We start from the raw sequence: 20752 nt of genomic DNA on the forward strand, positions 1-20752 counted from the left end.
ATGGCTATGCGGGAATGAGGTTCAGCAATGCTTTGTGCCAGCTCTCACTTGCTGGTAACTCCCACTTGCCGGCACGCAGGGCACCGAGTGTGGTGATCGAATTATCGAAGACGATCGTATCCGGATTCGCAGTGGACTTGAATCCACTACGGCTCGCGACGCGGACTTCGTCGCCTTCCTTATAAAACACTTTCAGGGCGCTGAAGAAATCGACACCGAACTTGGCCGAGAGCGCTTTGATGGCGCGCGTCAAATCGTCGATCGAGCAGCCGCTTGGGGCTGTCACTTGCGGATCGGCCGCGATGACCAGAAACTGGTCATATCGCAAATCGCGGGCGGCCTGCACCGGCACTTCATGCGCTTTCCAGTTGGCGAGATACGCATCGATAAGTGCCAACAGTTCTGATGATTCTGACGCTGTCAGCTTTCGGTCGGCCGGGAAAATCCAAATGCGCGAGGAATCGGGGAGGGATTGGATCGTTGTGAGCATGATAATTATGATTGGATAGTGCAGAATTAAGAATTGGGGATAGGGGTTCCGTAATTCCTCAATCTCAATTCCGAACGCACTATTATGTCAGAAGTTGCCAGCGCCTTACAGAGTCTTACAAAGCAGTTTCTGGGTCACCATACGCTCTCGAACGATCTGTTTTGGGAGACCAAAATGCGATTGGGCTCGGATCCCGATAAGAGTCAGGAACAACTGACCATGGCTGACCTTGCCTTTCAGCAGTTCTCCGAAGATCCGGCCTGGCTGAGAATGCTCGCCGATCTCGAAGCTCAGACAATGGATTCTCGCGAGCGGAACCTCGTCCAGTCCTGGCAACGGATGTTCCGAAGCTCTGTGATCGAGGATGCTGCGGCACGCGCGTTTTCGGAAACCTTGCTGAAGTTGGAGCACGAATTTCAAGCGAAAAACGCGAAGTACGAATGGGGATATACCGACCCGAAAAGTGGTGAATTCGTCCGTGCCACGTCGAATGAGCTTCCGACGATCCTGACAATCTCGGATGATGAGCCGACGCGAAAGGCGGCCTACCACGCCTTGTTGACTTATGAGCAGTTCGTGCTCGATAATGGCTTTCTCGATATTATCCGTGCCCGCAATAGGATGGCGCGAATGCTGGACTATGAAGATTTCTATGAGATGCAAGTGCAGCGTTCCGAAGGGCTTTCCAAGCAGAGGATTTTCGAGTTGTTGGAAGACTTTGAACTGAAGACGCGAGATGCGGCCTCGAGATCGGTCGCAGCACTCGTTCGCTCGCATGGTGAAAGTGCGCGAGAGCCATGGAATTTCTCCCACTTCCGCAGAGGCGATCTTTCGAAAGAACGCGACCCCTATCTGCCGTTCGAATCCGCATTGGAGCGATGGGTGCGGTCCTTTTCGGCGCTCGGCATTCGTTTCCGGAACGCGCAGCTCACGCTCGATCTCATCGATCGGCACGGTAAGTACGAGAATGGCTTCATGCATGCGCCCGTCCCGAGCTTTTTCGATGGCCAGGCATGGAATGCCGCGCGCATCAATTTTTGCTCGCACGCAACACCCAATCAAGTTGGTGCTGGCGAGCGCGGACTCCAGGTGTTGTTCCATGAAGGTGGTCATGCGGCGCACTACTCGAATGTGACGCAGCCATCGCCGGTCTTCTCGATGTACCCCGCTCCGCACTCCTATCCGGAGACGCAGTCGATGTTTCTCGACCGTATTCTTCATGATGCCGACTGGCTGACGCGATATGCCAAGTCGCTGAGCGGTGAAACGATGCCATTGGATTTGATCGAGCGGGGCATTCGAATGGAACAGCCGTTCGAAGCTGTCGTTATCCGTCGCATTCCGATGGTGAGCTATTTCGAGAAGGCGATGTACGAAATGCCGGAAGCGGAACTGACACGCGAGAACATCCTGAAACTTGCCCGCGATACCGAACAGCGGCTGATGTTGATCAATGCGGGCACAATGCCCATGCTTTCAATAACCCACCCGCTCGATACTCCGGCCTATACGCATGGGTATTTGCTCGCAGAGATGGCGGTGCATCAGACCCGCGAGTACTTTCTTTCGAAGTACGGCTACATTGTCGATAATCCCAAGGTTGGGCCGGAACTCGCGAAGGCCTACTGGGAGCCGGGGAACGCGAAAGCGTTCTTTGATATGGTAAACGACTTGACGGGCGGGCCGTTCTCGGCCGAAGCGCTCATACGCGAGGTGACAAGATCGGTGGAGGACACCATTGCGAAAGCAAAACAAGATGTCGAGTGGCTGCCTACGATTCCGGAATTCACCGGCGAGCCCAATCTCGACGCGCACGTCCGCGTGATGCATGGCACCGAAACAATTTGCGAGTTCGAGAATGGCACATTCGACGGCGCGAATGACAAATTCAAGATGTGGATCCGAAAGAATTATCCAAGAGAAACCAAAAAATGACAGAGAAGCACAACAGTGGAGATGATGAGCGTCCAGCATTTTGTTCGTTCTGCGGACGTTCGTCCTCGGAGGTACTAACGCTCATAAGCGCGCCATTCGAAGGTGCATTTATTTGTGACATCTGCACCTCGAACCACGTCGAGCTGCTGCGCGCGCATCTGCCGCAATACACGAAGAAGAAGGCATCGCGCAAGATGCAGCTCGCGACATTCACTCCGCGATCGATCGAAAAAGCTCTTTCGGAATTTGTCATCGAGCAGGACCGTGCGAAGCGGACCCTGGCCGTCGCTGTATACAACCACTATAAGCGGATCGAATCCGAGACTCTGATCGGCGTCGAGGGATTTGAAGATACCGAGATCGAAAAGTCGAACATCTTGCTGCTCGGTCCGACCGGCACCGGCAAGACGCTGCTCGCACAAACGCTTGCGCGCATTCTGGACGTGCCGTTCGCCATTGCGGATGCGACGACGCTGACCGAAGCAGGATACGTCGGTGATGATGTCGAATCCATTTTGAGCGCGCTCCTGCAGGCAGCGGATTTCGATCAGGCGAAGGCCGAGCGCGGCATTGTTTATTTGGATGAAGTGGATAAGATTGCGCGCAAGCAAGACTCGGCATCCATCACGCGCGATGTCTCCGGCGAAGGCGTGCAGCAAGGATTGCTGAAGCTGCTCGAAGGGACAATCGCCGGCGTGCCGCCCAAGGGTGGGCGCAAACATCCCGAGCAGCCGCTCGTGCATATCAATACCAAGCACATTCTCTTTATCTGTGGTGGCGCGTTCGATGGATTGGAGAAGATCATTCTCCGGCGCATACACAAGTATCCAATTGGGTTCGGCGCGAAGATCCCGTCGCGCATCGACGAGAAGGCTGTCGATCTCCTGCAGTTCGTCCAGTCTGAGGACTTGCTCAAGTTTGGCTTTATTCCGGAGCTGATCGGACGCTTGCCAGTACTCGCACCGCTGAATGGTCTCTCGCGCGATGCCATGTTCCGCGTGCTCACCGAGCCGCGCAATGCGCTCGTCAAGCAATACCGCAAGCTCTTCGCGATGGAAGGCGTCGAGCTCGAGTTCGATCGTCCGGCGCTGGAGGCGATCATCGACCGCGCCATGGAGCGCGGTAGCGGCGCGCGCTCCTTGCGCTCCATCATGGAGGCTTGCCTCATGGATATCATGTTCCACTTGCCCGAGAACGATCGCGTCGAGAAGGTCGTGATCACTCGCGAGACCGTCGAGGGCGGCGCAGCACTCTATATCAACGCGGAGCGCAAGGCGGCGTAGAGTTCAAGTGAAAGTAAAGTAAGACCTCGCCGAAGATGGTCCATTCTTCTAAGATTATGCAGGTCCTATCTTATTTGATAACGTCATGTCTCATTTTCTCGGCATGCAATGGAGTCAAAAATGCACGCGATTCGACTGAGAATCGCAACTTATTGGGCGATTCACCTCTCCATCTCGCCGTCAGCGATGGAAATCTAAGTGCAATCAAACATCTTGTTGAAAGTGGGGCGGACCCAAATTTGAAGGACAGCGTGGGCTTTACGCCGTTTTACGACGCTGTAATCTACTACGAAGGCAATTCAAACCGCCAACTTCAGGCGGCTGCTGATTTATCGCTTTGGCAAGATTCTTCTGGCAATGCTAGACATGCGAAGTTCATGGAGATTATTATCTATCTGCTGTATCATGGAGCCTCACCGAACGTGCCGGATAAATGGGGCGGAACCCCGCATTTCGATGCTGCGAAGTTCTGCGATTCAGCGATGATCACTCTTTTGGTTAAGCATGGAGCAATCAAGAATGTGAAAAACATGAAAGCAGAAACCCCACTCGATGTTGCAAAATCTCATGGTTGCAGCGATGGCGTGAGGGCATTGCTCGAATAGTCTTGCCAGTATTCGATCTCGAAGATGTAGGTGTGCTAAATCTTAATGCTGGTTGAAGTGCAGCGTAACTCTGATGTCCTATTTGTGTTATTTGGTAGGGTAATGTCCACACGCACGGAGGATAGTCACATGATGCGAAGAGTTGCTTTGATATCCCTGTTGTTAACTGTCGCGAGTCCCGGACTTCGCGCTCAGTCTCAGATCGGTTTTGAATTCGGTGTCGGTCGAGACACGCAAAGCGGTGAAGTGGATGCGGCATGCGGCTGTTCCTTCGCGGATGGTAGCGGTACTGGCTTTAGGGGAGCGGTTTCATACGAAGCGCCGCTCTTCTTTGGGATCAGAGGTGGTGTCAAGAGTGGACTCGAATTCAAAAGGACACACGGCTCCATCGCAATCACCGAACCAGCTATCATCCAGGCGTCTGGGAGCGGGACGGATACTGTGATGCAAATGCCGATTAATCGGGTACTCGATGTGTCGATTACTTACATCACCTTCATGCCATACCTGAGCTACTTCATTCCGGGTATCCCGTTATTCCTGCAACTTGGGACCACTGTGTCCGACCTTCAGTCGAGTACGTTCAAAGAAACGCGGCAGTTGGCTACAACATCTCTTACCGTGAACGGTCACACAATTCCCGACATGAGGTTTCAAAACGGGGCGACCACCGAGACGCTCAGTGATGGTCCAATCCAAGATGCGAACAAGTTACGCGTCGCCGCGCAGATGTCAATCGGTTATTATGTGGTGGATGTTTTTGGATTTGGAGTTGCGCCGATGGTGACCTACGATCTCCCGCTCTCAACCGTCCGCGATGTCACTGCGACGAACTGGAAAATTTCCTCGATCTACGGCACGGTCATGCTGAAATTTGGTTTGTAATGTCGATTGGTCATCACTAACATCGAGCATTATGACGCTTCGATTCTGCTTCGCAGCTATTTCTGTTCTGATTTTCCAGCCAATGAACGTTCTCGCTCAGAACCAGATCGGACTCGAGTTCGGTATCGGCCGACACATGCAGTCCGGCGCTATCAAGGATTCTTGTGGCTGCATTCCAGGCAACGGAACCGGTACCGGCTTTACGGGTGCACTCTTCTTTGAGATGCCAATGTTTTCGGGGGTGCGAGCGGGCATGAAGGCTCGGCTGGATTATAAGAAGACGAGCAGCTCAGGCATCTTTCAGGATTCTGTCGTTTTCCAATCGCCAGACAACGCGGGCCGGATTCCGATTGAGCACACGCTCGACGTCTCGGCAGGCTATCTGACGCTCTCGCCGTACCTTGGCTACAAGCTTCCGGGACTAGGTCTCTTCTTTCAGCTCGGCGCAAGCGTGTCCGATTTGGTTTCGAGCGAGTTGACGGAGACGCGGGCGATCACAACATCAACGGTGACGATGAACGGGACAACCTACAACAACATCTCGCTCCCCGATGGATCACGAAAAGAGACCACAGCCAATGGCGACATTGCAGATGCAAGCCAGTTGCGCGTAGCTGCGTTCATTTCGGCAGGATATGAGATTCCAATCAGCCGATCAATTCTTGCGCCGATGATCACGTATGATGCTCCGCTTACGAATGTCCGATCTTTGAACGCGAGTGGGTGGAAGATTTCTTCGGTCTATGGCACAATCGCGCTGAAATTTGGTTTGTAGGAGCGCTCTTCCACTCACAAGTCTCGTCGGTTTATGATATTTAGACATTATGCGGTGATTGCGGTACTCCTCGTCATTGCTCCATACGCTTCTCGTGCCCAGTGGGGCGTCGAAGCCGGTGTCGGCTATGATATTCAGGGCGGTACGTTCACCGCTCCATGCGCGTGTCCTTATTCCGATGGTTCCGGTTACGCCGTGCGGGGTGCTGTTTCGTATGATGTGATTTCGCTATTCGGACTTTCGATCGGCGTCATGCCTGGTGTCGATTATAAGCAATTTGAATCCGCTCATACCTGGACGAATCCGAATGATCCGTCATTTTCCATTCGCGACAGCGCGAATATCAGTCAGACTTACATTACGTTCGAGCCGTATGTGAGGTATACAATCCCCGTTGTCGGGGTGTTTGTTCAGGCTGCTCCTTCTGCAGCCTATATGGTTTCGAGCCATTTTTATCAACGGAAGTACAACGCTACTATTGATTCAGTCTGGCAAAATGGTCCTTTAGAGAATTCCGCGAACATGAGATACTCGGCTCATATTTCGGCGGGATATGACTTTGCATTGCTTGGACTGCAGGTTGCACCGAGTATCACGGCCGATCTCCCGCTTTCGCAGATCTACTCCGTGGATGCCAAAAACGTGGCGAGTTCATATTGGGGCATTACCACAATCTATGGTTCACTGGCAGTGCGGTTTTGATGGACGGGCCACTAAAATCATTCGTTTGTTTGTGTTGTGCCGGAACACGTGTTATATTTGTGTTTCCCAGTTCGAGGGTCTCCAATCCCTATTGTTCTTTCAACCCTGTTAAACCGAATATCGATGAAAATCAAATTGTCCGTCTTAGTCTTGATGTCGGCACTCGCTTTCAACTCGTGCTCGACGATTGTCAATGGGAGCAAGCAAGAGGTAAATGTTCGCGCGACGCCTGAGCAAGCCAAAATCTATATTGATGGTGAACTTGCCGGCACAGGTTCGGCCACGACAAAACTTACGCGCGGCAAGGAACATGTCATTGAAGTCAAGCTCGATAACTATCGTACGGCGAAGGTGACTACCGATAAGAGTATCACCGGGTGGTTCTGGGGCAACTTGATTTGCGGCGGGATTCCGGGTGGTGCCGTTGATTTAATCACGGGCTCTGCGTACGATGTCGATCCCGACCACATTAACGTAACGCTCGAGCGTGGAACGGGAATGCTGGAAGTGCCGGTCAACGAGAATTTCGGTCACCTGACGGTGAATTCTCCAGAGGGTGAGCGCCTCGCGTCGATCGACATCAACTGGCAGTAAGCATTTTCCAATTCCAGGAAATCCGCTCTCCACGGAAAGGGAGATGCGGATTTTTTGGTTGTTACACGTACTTATCGCCCGTCGACTGCTAATGTTCAATCCGAATCCCAAGCCCGGCTTGCGCCCGGTCTTCTTCATTCTAATTCTTCTTGCCTCGGGTGCTGCGAGAGGACAGAATCAGAACCGGAGTGATCAATCCTATCTTTCCTCGACGGCCGAACTGGCGCTTGACTTTTACCAGCACGTTCTCTCGCCGATCCGTCAACCCACGAGTAAATGTCAGTTCGAGCCAAGTTGCTCGCAATTTGCCAGGGAAGCAGTGGCGCAATACGGACCATTCGTCGGGACGATGCTCGCGGCCGACCGCCTAATGCGCTGTGGCACCCATGCCAGCCGAAGTGATTATCCTTATGATGGTCAGCTCTTCTACGATCCGCCGGAAAAGAATTACGTCTTTGGTCAGGGTGGAATGTGGAAACTCGGACTCAATGCGCACAACCGGTCCATTCCGCGATTGACCGATACTGCAGTGCTAATACCTCTTCGATTTGCTTATTCCTTATACTTCGAGCAAGAGTTTGATTTCTCGATCATCGAACTCAAGCGATTGCAGTCAAACTCCGAAAATAGTACACTCTCGAACTATGCGAATGCCCTGGTTGCAATCGATTATTTGCGACAACAATCTCTCAAGAAAGCTCGAGCGGCTATCGATCAGGTAATTCCCAACACCCTTGATTCCGTCCGACAGCGCAATGCGTTCCTTGTGGATTATCTCATTGCAGATGCAGAAGATCTCGACGCCTGGAATGCCGGCCGTTGTCGAGATGCTTCACACAAATCTCAGATGTATTCGAACCTTGCGGCGTATGCGTTGACAAAAGAGGAGCAGTATGATAGTGCTGCTGCAGCTGTTCCGTCTTCGACCGATTATGTTATGAGCGTTCGGAACAGCGGCCATAAATCGCCAACGCTGGCTGGTATTATGGGGGCTGTTCTGCCAGGATCGGGATACGTCTATGCGGGACGATTCGGCGAAGGCATTTCCGCACTGACCTTTAACGGTCTGCTCGGATGGGGAATTTACTCGCTGTTTAAAAACCATAATACTGGATCCGGTATTCTGGTGAGTTCGATCGCACTTCCATTCTATTTGGGAAATATCGTCGGCTCATACAATGCGGCTGCTGCGGAAAATGCACGATCCCAAGCGATTGCGCTCGGCTCACTGCGCCATGCACTGCAATTGGATTTTTACTTTTCCACCGATTTTCTCGATCGTTGCTGGAAATAACTCTGACGAAACCTCCAATGATGGAAACCTGTTAGGGCCGTGCATTGCCTCGTGGCCTAATGGTATGGCGGCTGCCTCTGGAGCAGTAGATTCCAGGTTCGAGTCCTGGCGAGGCAGCATAAGCCGTTAGGTGCCAAGCACTTAGCGGCTTTTCTGTTTTTGTCAAGTCCCAGGTATGCCTTTCGATTCACTATTGTAGACTGTCCTTACTCTGAACGGGAGAAATCCCACGGACTCCTTGGTTGATGATTCTCGAAATGCCTGAGACATTTCTACTGCAGTTGTGTCTTTGTAATAGCCGCGACGAGCGGAACACTGTTGCTTGAATCCCATAGATCGTGAAACGCTCATCCCAAAGGACCGATCAGGAATTGGCAAACGACCTTCGAGGCTCCCGCCGCGAAGCCGAGGCAGCCTTTAGTGAATTGTATGGCCGGTATGCTCAGCGTACGTATGCGTTGTTGCTCCGGATGACTGGTGATACTGCGGCAAGCCAGGACCTGCTACAGGAGGTGTTCCTAAAATTTTATTCGGCTGCCAGCCAGGACTTGCTCGTTACGAATCCCGGTGGGTTCATTCTTCGGGTCGCGCGGAACCTCTGCCTGAATTGGAAACGGGATACAAAAGCGCCGCTCTCGCTCGACGATCTCGAACTCGCGGCAGCGACCGATGAACGGCTTGAACGGGATGATCTGCTTCATATTCTTAACCTCGCACTCGAACTCCTCGAATTCGAATATCGCGAGGCATTCGTTCTAAAATTCTATCAAGGGTATTCCTATGAAGAGATGTCCACATTGACCGGCGAAAGTATCGACGCTCTCCGCAATCGGGTCTGGCGCGCGAAGGAACAAGTCCGCCACGTACTTCGGCCCTATATTCACGATCTCGTCAAGCATTCTTAAGCGCATGAACTATCCAGAAATCATCCACCATTATCTTGCCGGTGACGCGACCCACGATCAGGAAGAGCAGCTCTTCACAGGTCTGGCCGACCATCCCGAGTGGCGTGAGGAGCTTCAACTGCAACTCAAGATCCACGAGGCAGCGCAGCGCGACCTTCCATCCTTGACTGTGCCCCCTGCGGCGCGCTCAGCTATTTTTTCGCGCCTGGGATTTAATCAAACATCTGGCATAATGCACCTCGGGGCTATGCGCCTATTTGGTCTCCCGCTTCCTGCCATGGCTGGTGTTGGACTTCTCGTGCTCGGCGCCGGCGCGTATCTGGCGTTTACGAGCATAGCCTTCAAATCGGAAGGCCAACCTGCCCAATCGATTCCATCGCCCATGCAGTCGGTAACGCCTGCGCAAGCAATGCAACCGTCACCTCCCATAGAGAACGGTTCACAGTCGCAGGTACAGGGGGCGAGCAAAACATCTGCAATCGCTGCCGAACCGCGATCGACAAGCAATGCAAAGGTGCAGGAGGATCCCTCTCTCGGGCGACTTGCTCCTCGTGGGCCAGAGATACCGAACGAGCCGGTCACATCCTACGTAGACCCGGGTAAGTTCTCTTCCGTCTCATATCTGACTCCGGAGAAGATCATCGGCGTCGCCGATGCCGGGAAGATTTTTTGTTCCGAAAACGGAGGAAAGACCTGGGTGCTTCAGACAAGCATGACGCAAGCCGATTTGAGCGGCGTGCATTTCATTGACCTTGCTGCCGGGGTTGCAGTTGGTGCCCACGGGACGATTTTGCTGACATCTGATGAGGGACGAGAATGGAAGACAATTCCGAGCATGACGACCGCTAATCTGGCGACGGTCCGCTATGTCACTCGCGACACACTCTATGCCTGCGGCGAGAAGGGCACACTCCTGCGGAGTACCAATGGAGGCGCTGCCTGGACATTGCTCAAGACTGGAACGACAGCAAATCTCTTTCGAATGCGGTTCGAAAATGGCTCTATTGGCGAAGTCCACGGAGAAGGTGGCATATCCCTCATGACTCAAGATGCCGGCGCAACCTGGAAGCTGATCAAATGATCGTTTCTATTCAACCGCATGCAGAGAGCCCGATGAATTCCAGACTAATCGGCGTTGCATTACTGTGCACGATTGCGATTCTGCTGGTCTTGATCGTGCTCGCACTCACCGTTCATGCCCAGGTTCCCATTTCAATACTATCGAAGCGCTCCCCTCGTTCACCTGACAATTCTTCCATCGCGTTCATCCCAAATCGTGGCCAGCTTGCCGATCAATTTCGTAAGCCAATGCCGGAAGTGATCTATTCGCTCGATGCGCGTGGTGTGAAATTCTACGTCACGAAGAATGGCTTTCACTATGTCTTCGGTAAGTATCCGAGTCATGGACCGATGCCCCAACCGAAAGACCCGCACGTGATGGACTCGCTGATGCATGCCGACTCGGTATTGCTGTATCGTGTCGATGTTGCGTTTGTCGGCGCAAATCCGAATCCCCGTATCGAGACGAGCAATGCCTCGTCAACCTATTACAACTACTATCTCCCGCAATGTCCAGATGGGATTACCCGCGTACCGGCGTATCAGACACTTATCTTCCGCGATCTCTATCCGCACATCGATTTGGTGCTGTATGCGGGGGGCAGAAATGCAGACAGAAGCCAACCCGCGAATCACGATCATCTCATAATTCCCGGTTCAGATCATGGCATGGAGTATGACTTCATCGTTCATCCCGGCGGGGATCCGAGACAGATTCAACTTCGATATGACCATGCGGATTCTCTCGTGCTTGGCCAGAATGGATGGCTGCGCTTCGTTACACCATACGGCGAAATGATCGAGGAGCGCCCATACTCGCTCCAATCAACTGGCGGGTCGCGGATACATGCCATTGTCTCGCACTTCGCATTGCATGGCAATACGCTCCGCTTTACTGTTGGTCGATATGACCATTCTCGCGATTTGACGATCGATCCTCCACGATTGTGGGGATCGTATTTTGGAGGGCCAAGCTACGATCTCGCGGAGGCAATCGGTGTCGATAGGCGCAACAATGTCAATATTGTGGGCTACACCGAGAGCACCATGGGGATCGCTACCAGCGGCGCCTACCAGGTCCACGCGACGAATGGGTACCAGTCCGGTTATGTTGCGAGTTTTTCGCCAAGCGGCACGATGAGGTGGGCTACCTATTACAGTGGCAATTATTGGGACTTACTAAATGCGCTGGCTTGCGATACAGCATGTGGAATCGTTGCCGCTGGCTATACCGAAAGCACCTCAGGCATAGCAACTCCCGGAGCCTATCGCTCGGCAATGCCAAACTCCAGTGTGTCGTTATTCCTCGTTACATTCGACAGTAATGGAATGCGCCGATGGGGGACATATTTTGGCGGGAACATATTCGAATATGGAGCGGGAGTCGCCGTGGACAGCGCCAATAATATCCTTCTGACCGGCTTTACTTACTCGACGTCTGGCATTGCCACGCCCGGAGCCTACCAAACAACCAATGCTGGCGCGTATGACGGATTCTTTGCGAAGTTTACTCCGGCCGGCACTATCCTTTGGTCAACCTTTCTCGGAGGATCGAGCACAGATTGGTGGACCAATGTGAGTTGTGATAAAGAGAACAACATTTACTTTGGAATGTACACGGCGAGTTATGGCCTCGCGACTGCGGGTGCTTTTGATACCGCAAACAATGGGATGCTCTACGGGAAGTTTTCTCCAAATGGAAGGCTCGATTGGTCAACCTATTTTCCTATTTGGTCATGGCCGATTGCGATTGCCGCGAGTCGGTCGGGCAATCTCTATATCGGTGGCCCAGTCATAGATTCGACGTTGGCAACGCCCGGTGCTTATCAAACGAAGCCCCATGGAATTATTGATGGTGCGATCGTCCGCTTCGATTCGGCTGGGCACCGTCTTTGGTGCACGTATTATGGAGGCGCCGATACCACTGAAATCCTTGGCATAGCCGCTGACACCAATGAGAATGTAGTCGTTTGCGGCTACACGACCAGCGACACCGGCATTGCGAGCCGCGGTGAATATCAGACAACGCATCTTCACGGAGCGCAGACGCCCTTTCTCGCAAAGTTCGACAGTACTGGACAGCTTCATTGGGGTACCTACTATGGCGATAGCGGAAGAGCGGTCGCCATTGCCATTGACCGCAACAATCATGCGGCAATTGTTGGTGGCACGTCGACATTGTCAGGAGTCTATGCTACGCCAGGAGTTTGGGAGGCAACCCCAGCCGGCGGCGAAGACATCTTTGTTGCCCGGTTTTGTGACACGTTGGAGATTCCGGTGACGGCCTCACCATCGGCGAATGTGTGTCCAGGCACGGCCGTCACGTTGCGAGCTAGCGCTGGATTGTCGTCTTATCAATGGAACCTGAACGGTACGCCAATTCCCGGCGCGACGTCGAGCACCTATACGACACCACTATCCCTTACCAGCGGCACATATCTTTATACGGTCCACGGTACTCCGGCAGACGCAAATGTGTGCGAAGCCGCATCATGGCCAGTGCGGATCGTGATTGGTGGAGCGAAGATTAAGATCGGTGTCGTACCAGCTTTGTGTCTGGGCACGTCTGTCCAGCTTCTGGACACCATTATCGTGAGCGGGCCGGTGAGTTATTCATGGAGTCCGGCCATTGGTCTCGATCATCCCGATTCTGCTCAGCCCATGGCTTCGCCTACTATGACGACGACCTACACGCTCTCAGTCACCGATAGCAATGGATGCGTGACCACCGGCAAAGTGACTGCGATCGTTAACCCCCTCGCAACGGTAAGCGCTGGAGGCAATCAGACTGTCTGTCAAGGTTCGATGCTGAAGTTGCATGCGACGACCAGTGGTGGCATGGGACCGTTCCGATACTCCTGGGCCGGCACGGATCTCAAGCGCAACGATTCCAGTACGGTACTCGCCGCGCCCGCAAGCTCGACCAAATATTTCGTCACTGTGACGGACATTAGCGGCTGCATCGCGCAGGACTCTGTGTTGATCACGGTCATTGCGCCACCCATACTTTCCCTTGGTCCGGCCGTTTCGATTTGTCCGGGTTCGTCTATTCAGATCGGTGCGAAGCTTTCAGGCGATGCACCGAAGTCCATACAGTGGAGCCCGGCCTCCGGGCTCAGCGATCCAACGATATTGCAGCCTGTGGCATCACCTTCAGCGAGCACGCTCTACACCGCGCGGGTGACTTCAAAGGCTGGATGCATAGTAATAGATAGCATCTTAGTCACCGTTTCAGATTCACTCCTTCCTGCGATTGCGGCGTCCGGGCCGCTCACGATTTGTACTGGAGATACCACGAAGCTTACCGTCGCCTCTGGATATGCCAGTTATGCCTGGTCCAGCGGTGACAACACACCTTCGATCTCGGTGACGAAGAGTGGCGACTATTTTGTTCACGTTACGAGCAGCAGTGGATGTGAAGGCACCTCTAAGGCCGTCCACGTCACAGTGCTGCCTGATAGCATTCCCCGTCCAGTCCTGACTGCACCTGCCACCATGATTTGCGAAGGGGACAGTATCGAACTGGGAGTCAATGGCAGTTTTTCAAACTATCATTGGTCCACCGGGGCAATCACACCATCTATTTATGTTTCGCAGGCAGGCTCGTATTATGTCACAACTGCCAATTCTCAAGGTTGCGAAGGCACGAGCCAACCGCTGACATTCTCTGTGATTCCAAAACCGAATGTGTCGCTAACGTCAGCCGGTCCGACCACATTTTGCGAAGGCGATAGCGTCGTGCTTTCGGCTACACCTGGATTTAGTTACGTTTGGACGAAGGACGGCCAACCTATGTCCGACACGACACGATCACTTGTCGTAAAGTCATCGTGCGTCGCATCCGTTACAGCGACTAACTCGGCAGGCTGTTCGGTGGCAACTCAGCCGGTTGCCATCACGGTAAATCCTGTGCCGAAGCCAGTTCTTTCCGGACCATCATCTATCTGCGTCGGATCGATATCCAATTACAGAATCCTGCAAGGCTCAGGCGCCGCAAGCGACGGTGTGCAATGGCAACTGAGTCCATCTTCGCTCGGTACAGTAATAGCCGGCCAAGGAACTGATTCCATTGCGGTGCACTGGAATGGTCCGGCAACAGGAACGCTCACTGTTTTTTCAACTTCGAGGGATGGCTGCCTCGGCTTGACTCAGATTCCGGTCACGATCGACTCGCAACTTTCACCCACGGTGCTGGCAAACGGTCCACTCGAAATTTGCGAAGGTGATAGCGTTACGCTCGATGCCGGAAGTGGCTATTTGAGTTATCAGTGGTCGGAGAACGGGATTCCTCTTTTGGAGGATTCTTTGGAGACCCTAACGACAGCGCAGAGTGGAACATACAGAGTCACTGTGTCGGCTGCGAGCGGTTGCTCGGGGAATTCGAAGGCCATGTCGGTTACGGTATATCCCTCACCGCCGAAGCCGATGATCTCGGTGATGGGTCAGCAGCTTACTGCAAGCGCCGCATCCCGCTACTCATGGATGCGCGATGGAGCCGTGATTCCGCAAGACACCGCGCAAACAATCATGGCCGACTCCGCCGGATCATACGTTGTTTCCATTATCGATACACATGGATGCTCCAGTTCATCTGATCCGTTAGCATACGAGCCGAATTCGGCGCAGCCACATGTGGAGCTATCTCTTGGATCAATTCAAGCATTTCCTGGCGATCATGTCTCGCTTCCACTTCGAGTGGTTACCTCACAAGGGCTCCCGGCGTCGATTGATTTTTCCTATACGATTCGGTTTAACAAATCACTGCTGGGACTTGCCGACTTGAGTGCCCCATCAACTGTGAGCGGACGAGATCGAAGCGTGACAAGACACGGCACACTCACGAACCAACTTTCGTCCACGCCCGTGGATAAGATCGAATTTATTGCTGCACTTGGTGATACCTCCGAGACGCCGATCTATATCGATACGATCGTTTGGAGTGGAGGGAAATCCATATCGACGACCATTGACACGGGCCGCTTCATGCTACTCGGGATCTGCCCCGCCGGTGGAAACCGTTACTTTAGCGAGAGCGGGCATGTCCTTCTTCATTCAATCGTCCCAAATCCTGTCCACGATGCAGGATCATTGGATTATTCGCTTGCCGAGCCTGGCGAGACTTCGGTCCGAGTGCTCGATATGCTCGGTCGCACTGCGGCCGTTGTCGTAAGTGGCAATGCCGAACCTGGATCGTATCACGCCAGTGTGAACGCCACAGAATTACCAACCGGCGTATATACCATCGTTCTTCGGACTCCGAGCCAGATATTCAGTACGAGAATGGAGGTATACCATTAGATCTCCGCAGGGGTCGGCGTGCTGCTGTGTAGCAATAGAAAGTTTGCTCGCAATCTTTTTATTGCTTCCCCTATCGCGATTGGAGGCCCAAAACCTTGGACGCATCCCAAGTGAAGATGCACAGTTCGGTGCATTCGTCCATGATGGAGTGAATATCCACTCCGCTAATTTCCAAACACTTCCGGGTGTTCCGAGTTGCTGCCCACGATTTGAAAGCGGAACGGGATCGGCTCTGAGCTTCGGCGTATCGTACAAATTGTCTTTCACATTGCCGCTCTCTTTTGAGGCTCGTCTTGGCTATGTTCCACTCAACGGCACGCTCAAAGCAGACGAAACGACGACCGTACTTGTCGGAGGTAATGCGGTTCCAGCGACATTCGAGCATACAGTCGACGCCACAGCGGGAATGATCGCGCTCATGCCCATGGCAGGCTATTCATTATTCTCGAATGCCCGAATTCTTGCAGGGCCGACGCTCGGATATATTGCATTCAATAACTTTAGCGAGCGCGAGACTCTCATCCAACCGGTAACTGTCGGCACATTCGAGAATGGTCTGCGCACTCGTAATGTCTATTCTGGTGTCACCCCGCATGCTTCCAAATTCTATTTCGGTCTTAACTTTGGTGCCCAATATCAGCTTCCATTGAACTCGTCCCAGACGCTTTTGGCGTTTCCTGAAGCGTTCTATTCATGGGGACTAACACCGCTTGTTAGTGGTATGAACTGGCGAGCCAATTCTGTCGCCATAGGACTTCTCGTTGAATATCATTTGAGATCGGAACCACCGCAGCTCCCGCCAACGCCGCAACCTGCGGCGATTCCAAGCCCACCTCCGCCGGTTTTACCATTGGTCGCTCCGCCGGTCTTCACAGTTGGACTCTCGGCTACGACGATTGACTCAGCCTCTGTGGATGGCTCATCATCCGTAGCAGTTCGGCCGATGAAACGGCTGGTGGTGGAGGACTACGTCCGAATTCAATATCGCCCCTTGCTTAATTACGTCTTCTTTGACAAGGGATCGGCTGTGATTCCAGGGCGCTACCATGCAATGACCTCACAGCAATTAAAAACCTATGATTTTCACTCGTTCAATAATTACCCGACGTTGCAGCTTTACTATGAATTATTGAATGTAATAGGCGAGCGGCTGCGGGAGATTCCCAACGGGAAAATCACCATCGTGGGTTGCAGTGATGGCGTCGAGCCGGGAGGTAAAGCTCTCTCTCGAACACGAGCAACAGCAGTCTCCGGCTATCTACATGATGTATGGGGTATCGAAGCCGGACGAATGAAAATCGAGTCGCGCGAATTGCCGCAGAGGCCCTCGCCTATCGATGATTCGGATGGGGCGGAAGAAAATCGCCGCGTGGAAATATATTCAGATTTGTGGCCCGTCGTGGAGCCCATCCTGACGCGAGACACGGCGCACATTCCGAAACCAGAGATACTCCGTTTCTTGCCGTCGAGCAAAAGTTCGAGCGAGGTGACCGAATGGGAGATCGCAGCAGGCGAAAGCAATCGGAAGCTAAAGGACTTCACCGGCAAGGGAGCGCTTCCGACGCATCTCGACTGGGATCTGCGGAAGGAACCTGAATCCCTGCTCGCCAAGCTCGATACGATCCACGCAGTGCTCGAAGCGACCAACCAGCATGATCAGGAGGCCGAGTCGAATGATGTTCCGATTCCGGTGCATCACTATACGCTGCCCGATAAGCATCAAGAAGGGTCCACGGACACCATCATCTCGCGGTATAGTCTAATCCTTTTCGATTTCGATCGAAGCGAATTGAGCGCGAGCAATCGCAGAATTGCCGATTTTGTGAAGAGCAGAATTGCGCAGGATTCCCGAACGAATATTTTTGGCTATACCGATCGAATCGGGTCGGATGAGTACAATCGGCAACTTTCGGAACTTCGGGCTCGTACGACAGAGCAGACAATTGGAGTCAGGGCCACTAATGTGCAGGGCTTGGGCCGGTCTGTTTTGCTCTATGATAACACATTGCCAGAAGGCCGTTTCTATTCGCGTACTGTATCAGTTATCGTGACAACCCCAGTGAGACAATGAACGATACTGGGATCGTTAATTACGAGCGCGGCGAAAGTAGCCATGCGATTCGTCAGAATTCATCGTTATGATCGTGGATGCACGGGGTTTTAGTGGGTAACCCCGCGGCTTCCCATGGCTGTTCTGTCAAATGGAATGATTTTCGTTGGGCCGAACGCTTTGTACTTTTCTGTATCCACATTATCTTGCACTTGAACCGACTATGAGGTCCTCACAACCTAAGGCGCGTTTTGCCTCGATTTTAGCCATTCTGTGCTTCTTTGCTGTTCCTCGCACCACCATTTCTCAGACCAACTGGTTTGGCGATTCGACACGTAATACCATGGTCTGCGATACGGTCGGCCAACAAGACTATCCAGCCGTGATATCTGACGGTGCCGATGGCGCAATCATCGTCTGGGAAGATGCCCGGGCCAGCGGGAGCTTCCTAATATACGGACAGCGGCTTGACAGATACGGCTTTCCGATGTGGCCCCGCCAGGGCATTGCGCTTGCCAGAGGCAATGCAAACCAGCGATTCCCGATCATCACGACTGATAATAATGGTGGAGCTTACGTGGCATGGCTCGATAGCCGAAATCCGTCTTACGGCAATTGCATCTACGCCCAGCATGTTTTGGCCAATGGTGCCCTTGCCTATCCGGATAGTGGCCTTCCAGTGGGACTTGGACCGAATGGCCGGCAGAATCCGGCGATTACTGATGATGGGAAGGGTAATGCTTTCGTTGTTTGGGAAGAGAACCGATCGCTGAATGCCGGCTCCCAGCCAGACATATTTATCAATCGACTTTGGCCGAATTCGGTCAAGTACACTGATTCCTCCAGCACCTTGTCCCATACTGGGTCGGTGCGCAAACTGCCATGGCCTTCAACGTCCATACGGTTCTTCGATGGCAATGCTCACTTCAAAAGTAAGGGGCAAGGTATTCTTACGAGTCTTCAAATTAATATCGTCGGAAAAGGCCGGTTTCCAATCGCATCAGTTATCGACGATACGACGCTCGATCTCAACACCTATCCATCGTTGGCCGATAATCTCTCATACTATATCATCGGGCTCCAAGGTATTCCAGTGGATACGTCCGGAAGCAAGCAACTTCAGCCTTCAATCTGCAGCGATGGCTTTGGTGGCTGTTATGTAGTGTGGCAGTCTGGCGCATCGGCTCCGATCTCGATTCGTGGTATGCATTTCGACTCGACTTGCACCACACGCTGGACAACTCCGATGGGCTATCAGATCTATAAAGCTCCTGTGACGACTCAAAACGCATCGCATGTCAACATCAAACGGGATACGGCCAATGGCCAACTGATGCTGGTATGGGAAGTCACCAATACCAACAGTGCTGATACACAAGATGTGTATGGAGCACGAATGAATTGCGCAACTCCTGCCGATACATCATTTACCTTCGGTGGTGCGGTTCAAATTACCGGTGATGCCCTCCTGAACCAGATGAATCCTCAGGTATTTTCCGATGACTCCGATTGGACGGCGTTTGGTGGAAAGAAGACTCGCGGCCTGATGGTCGGGTACCGAACTGGATCCCTTGGATCTGGGCCGAGCGATTGGGACATCGGGATGACAAGACTCCGTGGGGATGGATCGAGCATATTGCCGGCGCCAGGTTCATGGTATAAAATCGCTTCTCAGCCATTAGGACAGATCGGCTTGAGAGCCGTCAAAGTGGACACCGGCCTTCTGCTGGCTGTATGGAATGACGCGCGAAACGGTGGGAATCCTGACACATGCATATACGCGCAAGTGATCGATAAGTGGGGTTACCGTCATTTGCCGACCTGGAAGACGAATAGCACATACGGAATTCCGATTTGTCATGGGAATTGGTCTGCTAGGCAGGTCGCACTTGCCCCTCGGACTGGCGGAGCGATCGCCGTGTGGACGGATTTCCGAAAAGGTAGCGGGGATCCGAGCATCTATGCACAACTGATTCTCAGTAACGGAAGCTTGGAGCTTCCGCATGCACATGCAATCTTTAACGTCCAACAGCAAGTTGGCAGCTTCGATGGCAGCGAGTGCAATGCGCATCTGACCAGCCTCCTAGCAATTGACACCAGCGCAGCGCCCGTAGGCTTCCGAAGTATTACTCAGGTCAGCGCTACGAATATGACATTGGCGACTCCGGCGCATGCTTCCATGGACACAGTCCCATTTTCTGTTCAAGTCATCGATTCCATGCAGAATGGCAGAATCGTTGTTCGCCTCTTGGATACACTTGGCATTCCGGTACTCGACACCATCACCTATTGCACAATCCCGGATACTCGAGCGCCGGCGGTGACGTGGCTGCCATTTGCACAGACCGATACGATGATTAGCATCACCGCCATCGACAGCTTATCATGGGACCGTGGGCTCGATAGCATTCGGACTTCTGCGACGAACCTATCGTTTGACGTCAAGCCGACTCGCGCACTCGTGCATGGCTTGAAATCGTTCAGCTTTACGGTGCATCAGATCGATACATCGATGGCCGCGCAGTTGATCATGAGTACTGTCGATATTGCCGGCAACAAAACACGCGATACACTCACGCTGGCCGCGAAGGCCGTTGAGCATCAAGGCGTGAATGACCTTTCTGCTCAGTCGGCTAACTTGCGCGTTTATCCCAATCCTTCAACGGATGTCTTCCGAATCGACGTGGGCTCTGCTTCGGGGCTTGCGCAGACGGCGGAAGTACGCGATCTCCTCGGGCGCGAGGTTGCGCGGTTCTCGGTGCAGGGCAGTACAACTTTTGATGCCAGCACATTGCCGGCCGGCACGTACATCATCCGAGTTGGCAGCATGACATGCAGCATCGTGAAGGAATAGGATTCAAGCCAAATTCGGGAAGT

Annotated in this window: 14 protein-coding genes and 1 tRNA gene; 14 read left to right on the top strand and 1 reads right to left on the bottom strand. The window is 53.0% G+C overall.

Translation table 11 applies throughout. The features are described from left to right. Positions 1–4: 4 nt before the first annotated feature. Positions 5–490, bottom strand: coding sequence for a hypothetical protein (locus Q8902_08190; protein MDP4199535.1), 486 nt, complete (start codon positions 488–490; stop codon positions 5–7). Between the two features lie 84 nt (positions 491–574). Between Q8902_08190 and Q8902_08195 the strand changes: the two genes are divergently transcribed. From Q8902_08195 to Q8902_08260, 14 genes are all read left to right on the top strand, one after another. Further along, positions 575–2425 carry a M3 family metallopeptidase gene (locus Q8902_08195; protein MDP4199536.1) on the top strand — a complete coding sequence of 617 codons (1851 nt, stop codon included), beginning with the start codon at positions 575–577 and terminating at the stop codon, positions 2423–2425. Further along, positions 2422–3708, top strand: coding sequence for an ATP-dependent Clp protease ATP-binding subunit ClpX (gene clpX / locus Q8902_08200; GenBank protein MDP4199537.1), 1287 nt, complete (start codon positions 2422–2424; stop codon positions 3706–3708). The genes Q8902_08195 and clpX overlap by 4 nt, the downstream gene beginning before the upstream one ends. Before the next feature lie 56 nt (positions 3709–3764). Further along, the gene (locus tag Q8902_08205) at positions 3765–4313 is read left to right on the top strand and encodes an ankyrin repeat domain-containing protein (protein MDP4199538.1); all 549 of its coding nucleotides are present in this window, start codon (positions 3765–3767) and stop codon (positions 4311–4313) included. A 102-nt stretch (positions 4314–4415) separates the two neighbouring features. Continuing rightward, complete coding sequence (locus Q8902_08210; GenBank protein MDP4199539.1) at positions 4416–5198, top strand: hypothetical protein; 783 nt, start codon at positions 4416–4418, stop codon at positions 5196–5198. Positions 5199–5229: 31 nt separating this feature from the next. Further along, positions 5230–5973, top strand: coding sequence for a hypothetical protein (locus tag Q8902_08215; GenBank protein MDP4199540.1), 744 nt, complete (start codon positions 5230–5232; stop codon positions 5971–5973). Between the two features lie 33 nt (positions 5974–6006). Then, positions 6007–6675, top strand: coding sequence for an outer membrane beta-barrel protein (locus tag Q8902_08220; GenBank protein MDP4199541.1), 669 nt, complete (start codon positions 6007–6009; stop codon positions 6673–6675). 123 nt (positions 6676–6798) lie between these two features. After that, positions 6799–7269 (top strand): PEGA domain-containing protein, encoded by a 471-nt coding sequence (locus Q8902_08225; GenBank protein ID MDP4199542.1) that lies wholly within the window; start codon positions 6799–6801, stop codon positions 7267–7269. A gap of 91 nt (positions 7270–7360) precedes the next feature. Continuing rightward, complete coding sequence (yidD, locus tag Q8902_08230; GenBank protein ID MDP4199543.1) at positions 7361–8563, top strand: membrane protein insertion efficiency factor YidD; 1203 nt, start codon at positions 7361–7363, stop codon at positions 8561–8563. 45 nt (positions 8564–8608) lie between these two features. Then, a tRNA-Gln gene (locus tag Q8902_08235) sits at positions 8609–8680 on the top strand. A gap of 221 nt (positions 8681–8901) precedes the next feature. Next, positions 8902–9468, top strand: a complete 567-nt coding sequence (locus Q8902_08240; GenBank protein ID MDP4199544.1) for an RNA polymerase sigma factor — start codon at positions 8902–8904, stop codon at positions 9466–9468. 4 nt (positions 9469–9472) lie between these two features. Next, on the top strand, positions 9473–10549 hold the full coding sequence (locus tag Q8902_08245) for a hypothetical protein (GenBank protein ID MDP4199545.1): 1077 nt from the start codon (positions 9473–9475) through the stop codon (positions 10547–10549). Positions 10550–10581: 32 nt separating this feature from the next. Continuing rightward, positions 10582–15825 (top strand): T9SS type A sorting domain-containing protein, encoded by a 5244-nt coding sequence (locus Q8902_08250; GenBank protein ID MDP4199546.1) that lies wholly within the window; start codon positions 10582–10584, stop codon positions 15823–15825. Between the two features lie 43 nt (positions 15826–15868). Further along, on the top strand, positions 15869–17896 hold the full coding sequence (locus Q8902_08255; protein ID MDP4199547.1) for an OmpA family protein: 2028 nt from the start codon (positions 15869–15871) through the stop codon (positions 17894–17896). 202 nt (positions 17897–18098) lie between these two features. Beyond that, entirely contained in the window at positions 18099–20729 is a 2631-nt protein-coding gene (locus Q8902_08260) for a T9SS type A sorting domain-containing protein (GenBank protein ID MDP4199548.1), read from the top strand. The last annotated feature ends 23 nt before the right edge of the window (positions 20730–20752 follow it).

Source organism: Bacteroidota bacterium (assembly GCA_030706745.1).
Lineage (GTDB): Bacteria > Bacteroidota > Ignavibacteria > Palsa-1295 > Palsa-1295 > PALSA-1295.

Bases quoted from the DNA above. Each gene is read 5' to 3' on its own strand.
- Q8902_08210 (MDP4199539.1), top strand. From the start codon at position 4,416: ATGTCCACACGCACGGAGGATAGTCACATGATGCGAAGAGTTGCTTTG.
- Q8902_08225 (MDP4199542.1), top strand. From the start codon at position 6,799: ATGAAAATCAAATTGTCCGTCTTAGTCTTGATGTCGGCACTCGCTTTC.
- Q8902_08205 (MDP4199538.1), top strand. From the start codon at position 3,765: ATGCAGGTCCTATCTTATTTGATAACGTCATGTCTCATTTTCTCGGCA.
- Q8902_08195 (MDP4199536.1), top strand. From the start codon at position 575: ATGTCAGAAGTTGCCAGCGCCTTACAGAGTCTTACAAAGCAGTTTCTG.
- Q8902_08215 (MDP4199540.1), top strand. From the start codon at position 5,230: ATGACGCTTCGATTCTGCTTCGCAGCTATTTCTGTTCTGATTTTCCAG.
- clpX (MDP4199537.1), top strand. From the start codon at position 2,422: ATGACAGAGAAGCACAACAGTGGAGATGATGAGCGTCCAGCATTTTGT.
- Q8902_08190 (MDP4199535.1), bottom strand. From the start codon at position 490: ATGCTCACAACGATCCAATCCCTCCCCGATTCCTCGCGCATTTGGATT.
- Q8902_08250 (MDP4199546.1), top strand. From the start codon at position 10,582: ATGAATTCCAGACTAATCGGCGTTGCATTACTGTGCACGATTGCGATT.
- Q8902_08220 (MDP4199541.1), top strand. From the start codon at position 6,007: ATGATATTTAGACATTATGCGGTGATTGCGGTACTCCTCGTCATTGCT.
- Q8902_08245 (MDP4199545.1), top strand. From the start codon at position 9,473: ATGAACTATCCAGAAATCATCCACCATTATCTTGCCGGTGACGCGACC.
- Q8902_08260 (MDP4199548.1), top strand. From the start codon at position 18,099: ATGAGGTCCTCACAACCTAAGGCGCGTTTTGCCTCGATTTTAGCCATT.
- yidD (MDP4199543.1), top strand. From the start codon at position 7,361: ATGTTCAATCCGAATCCCAAGCCCGGCTTGCGCCCGGTCTTCTTCATT.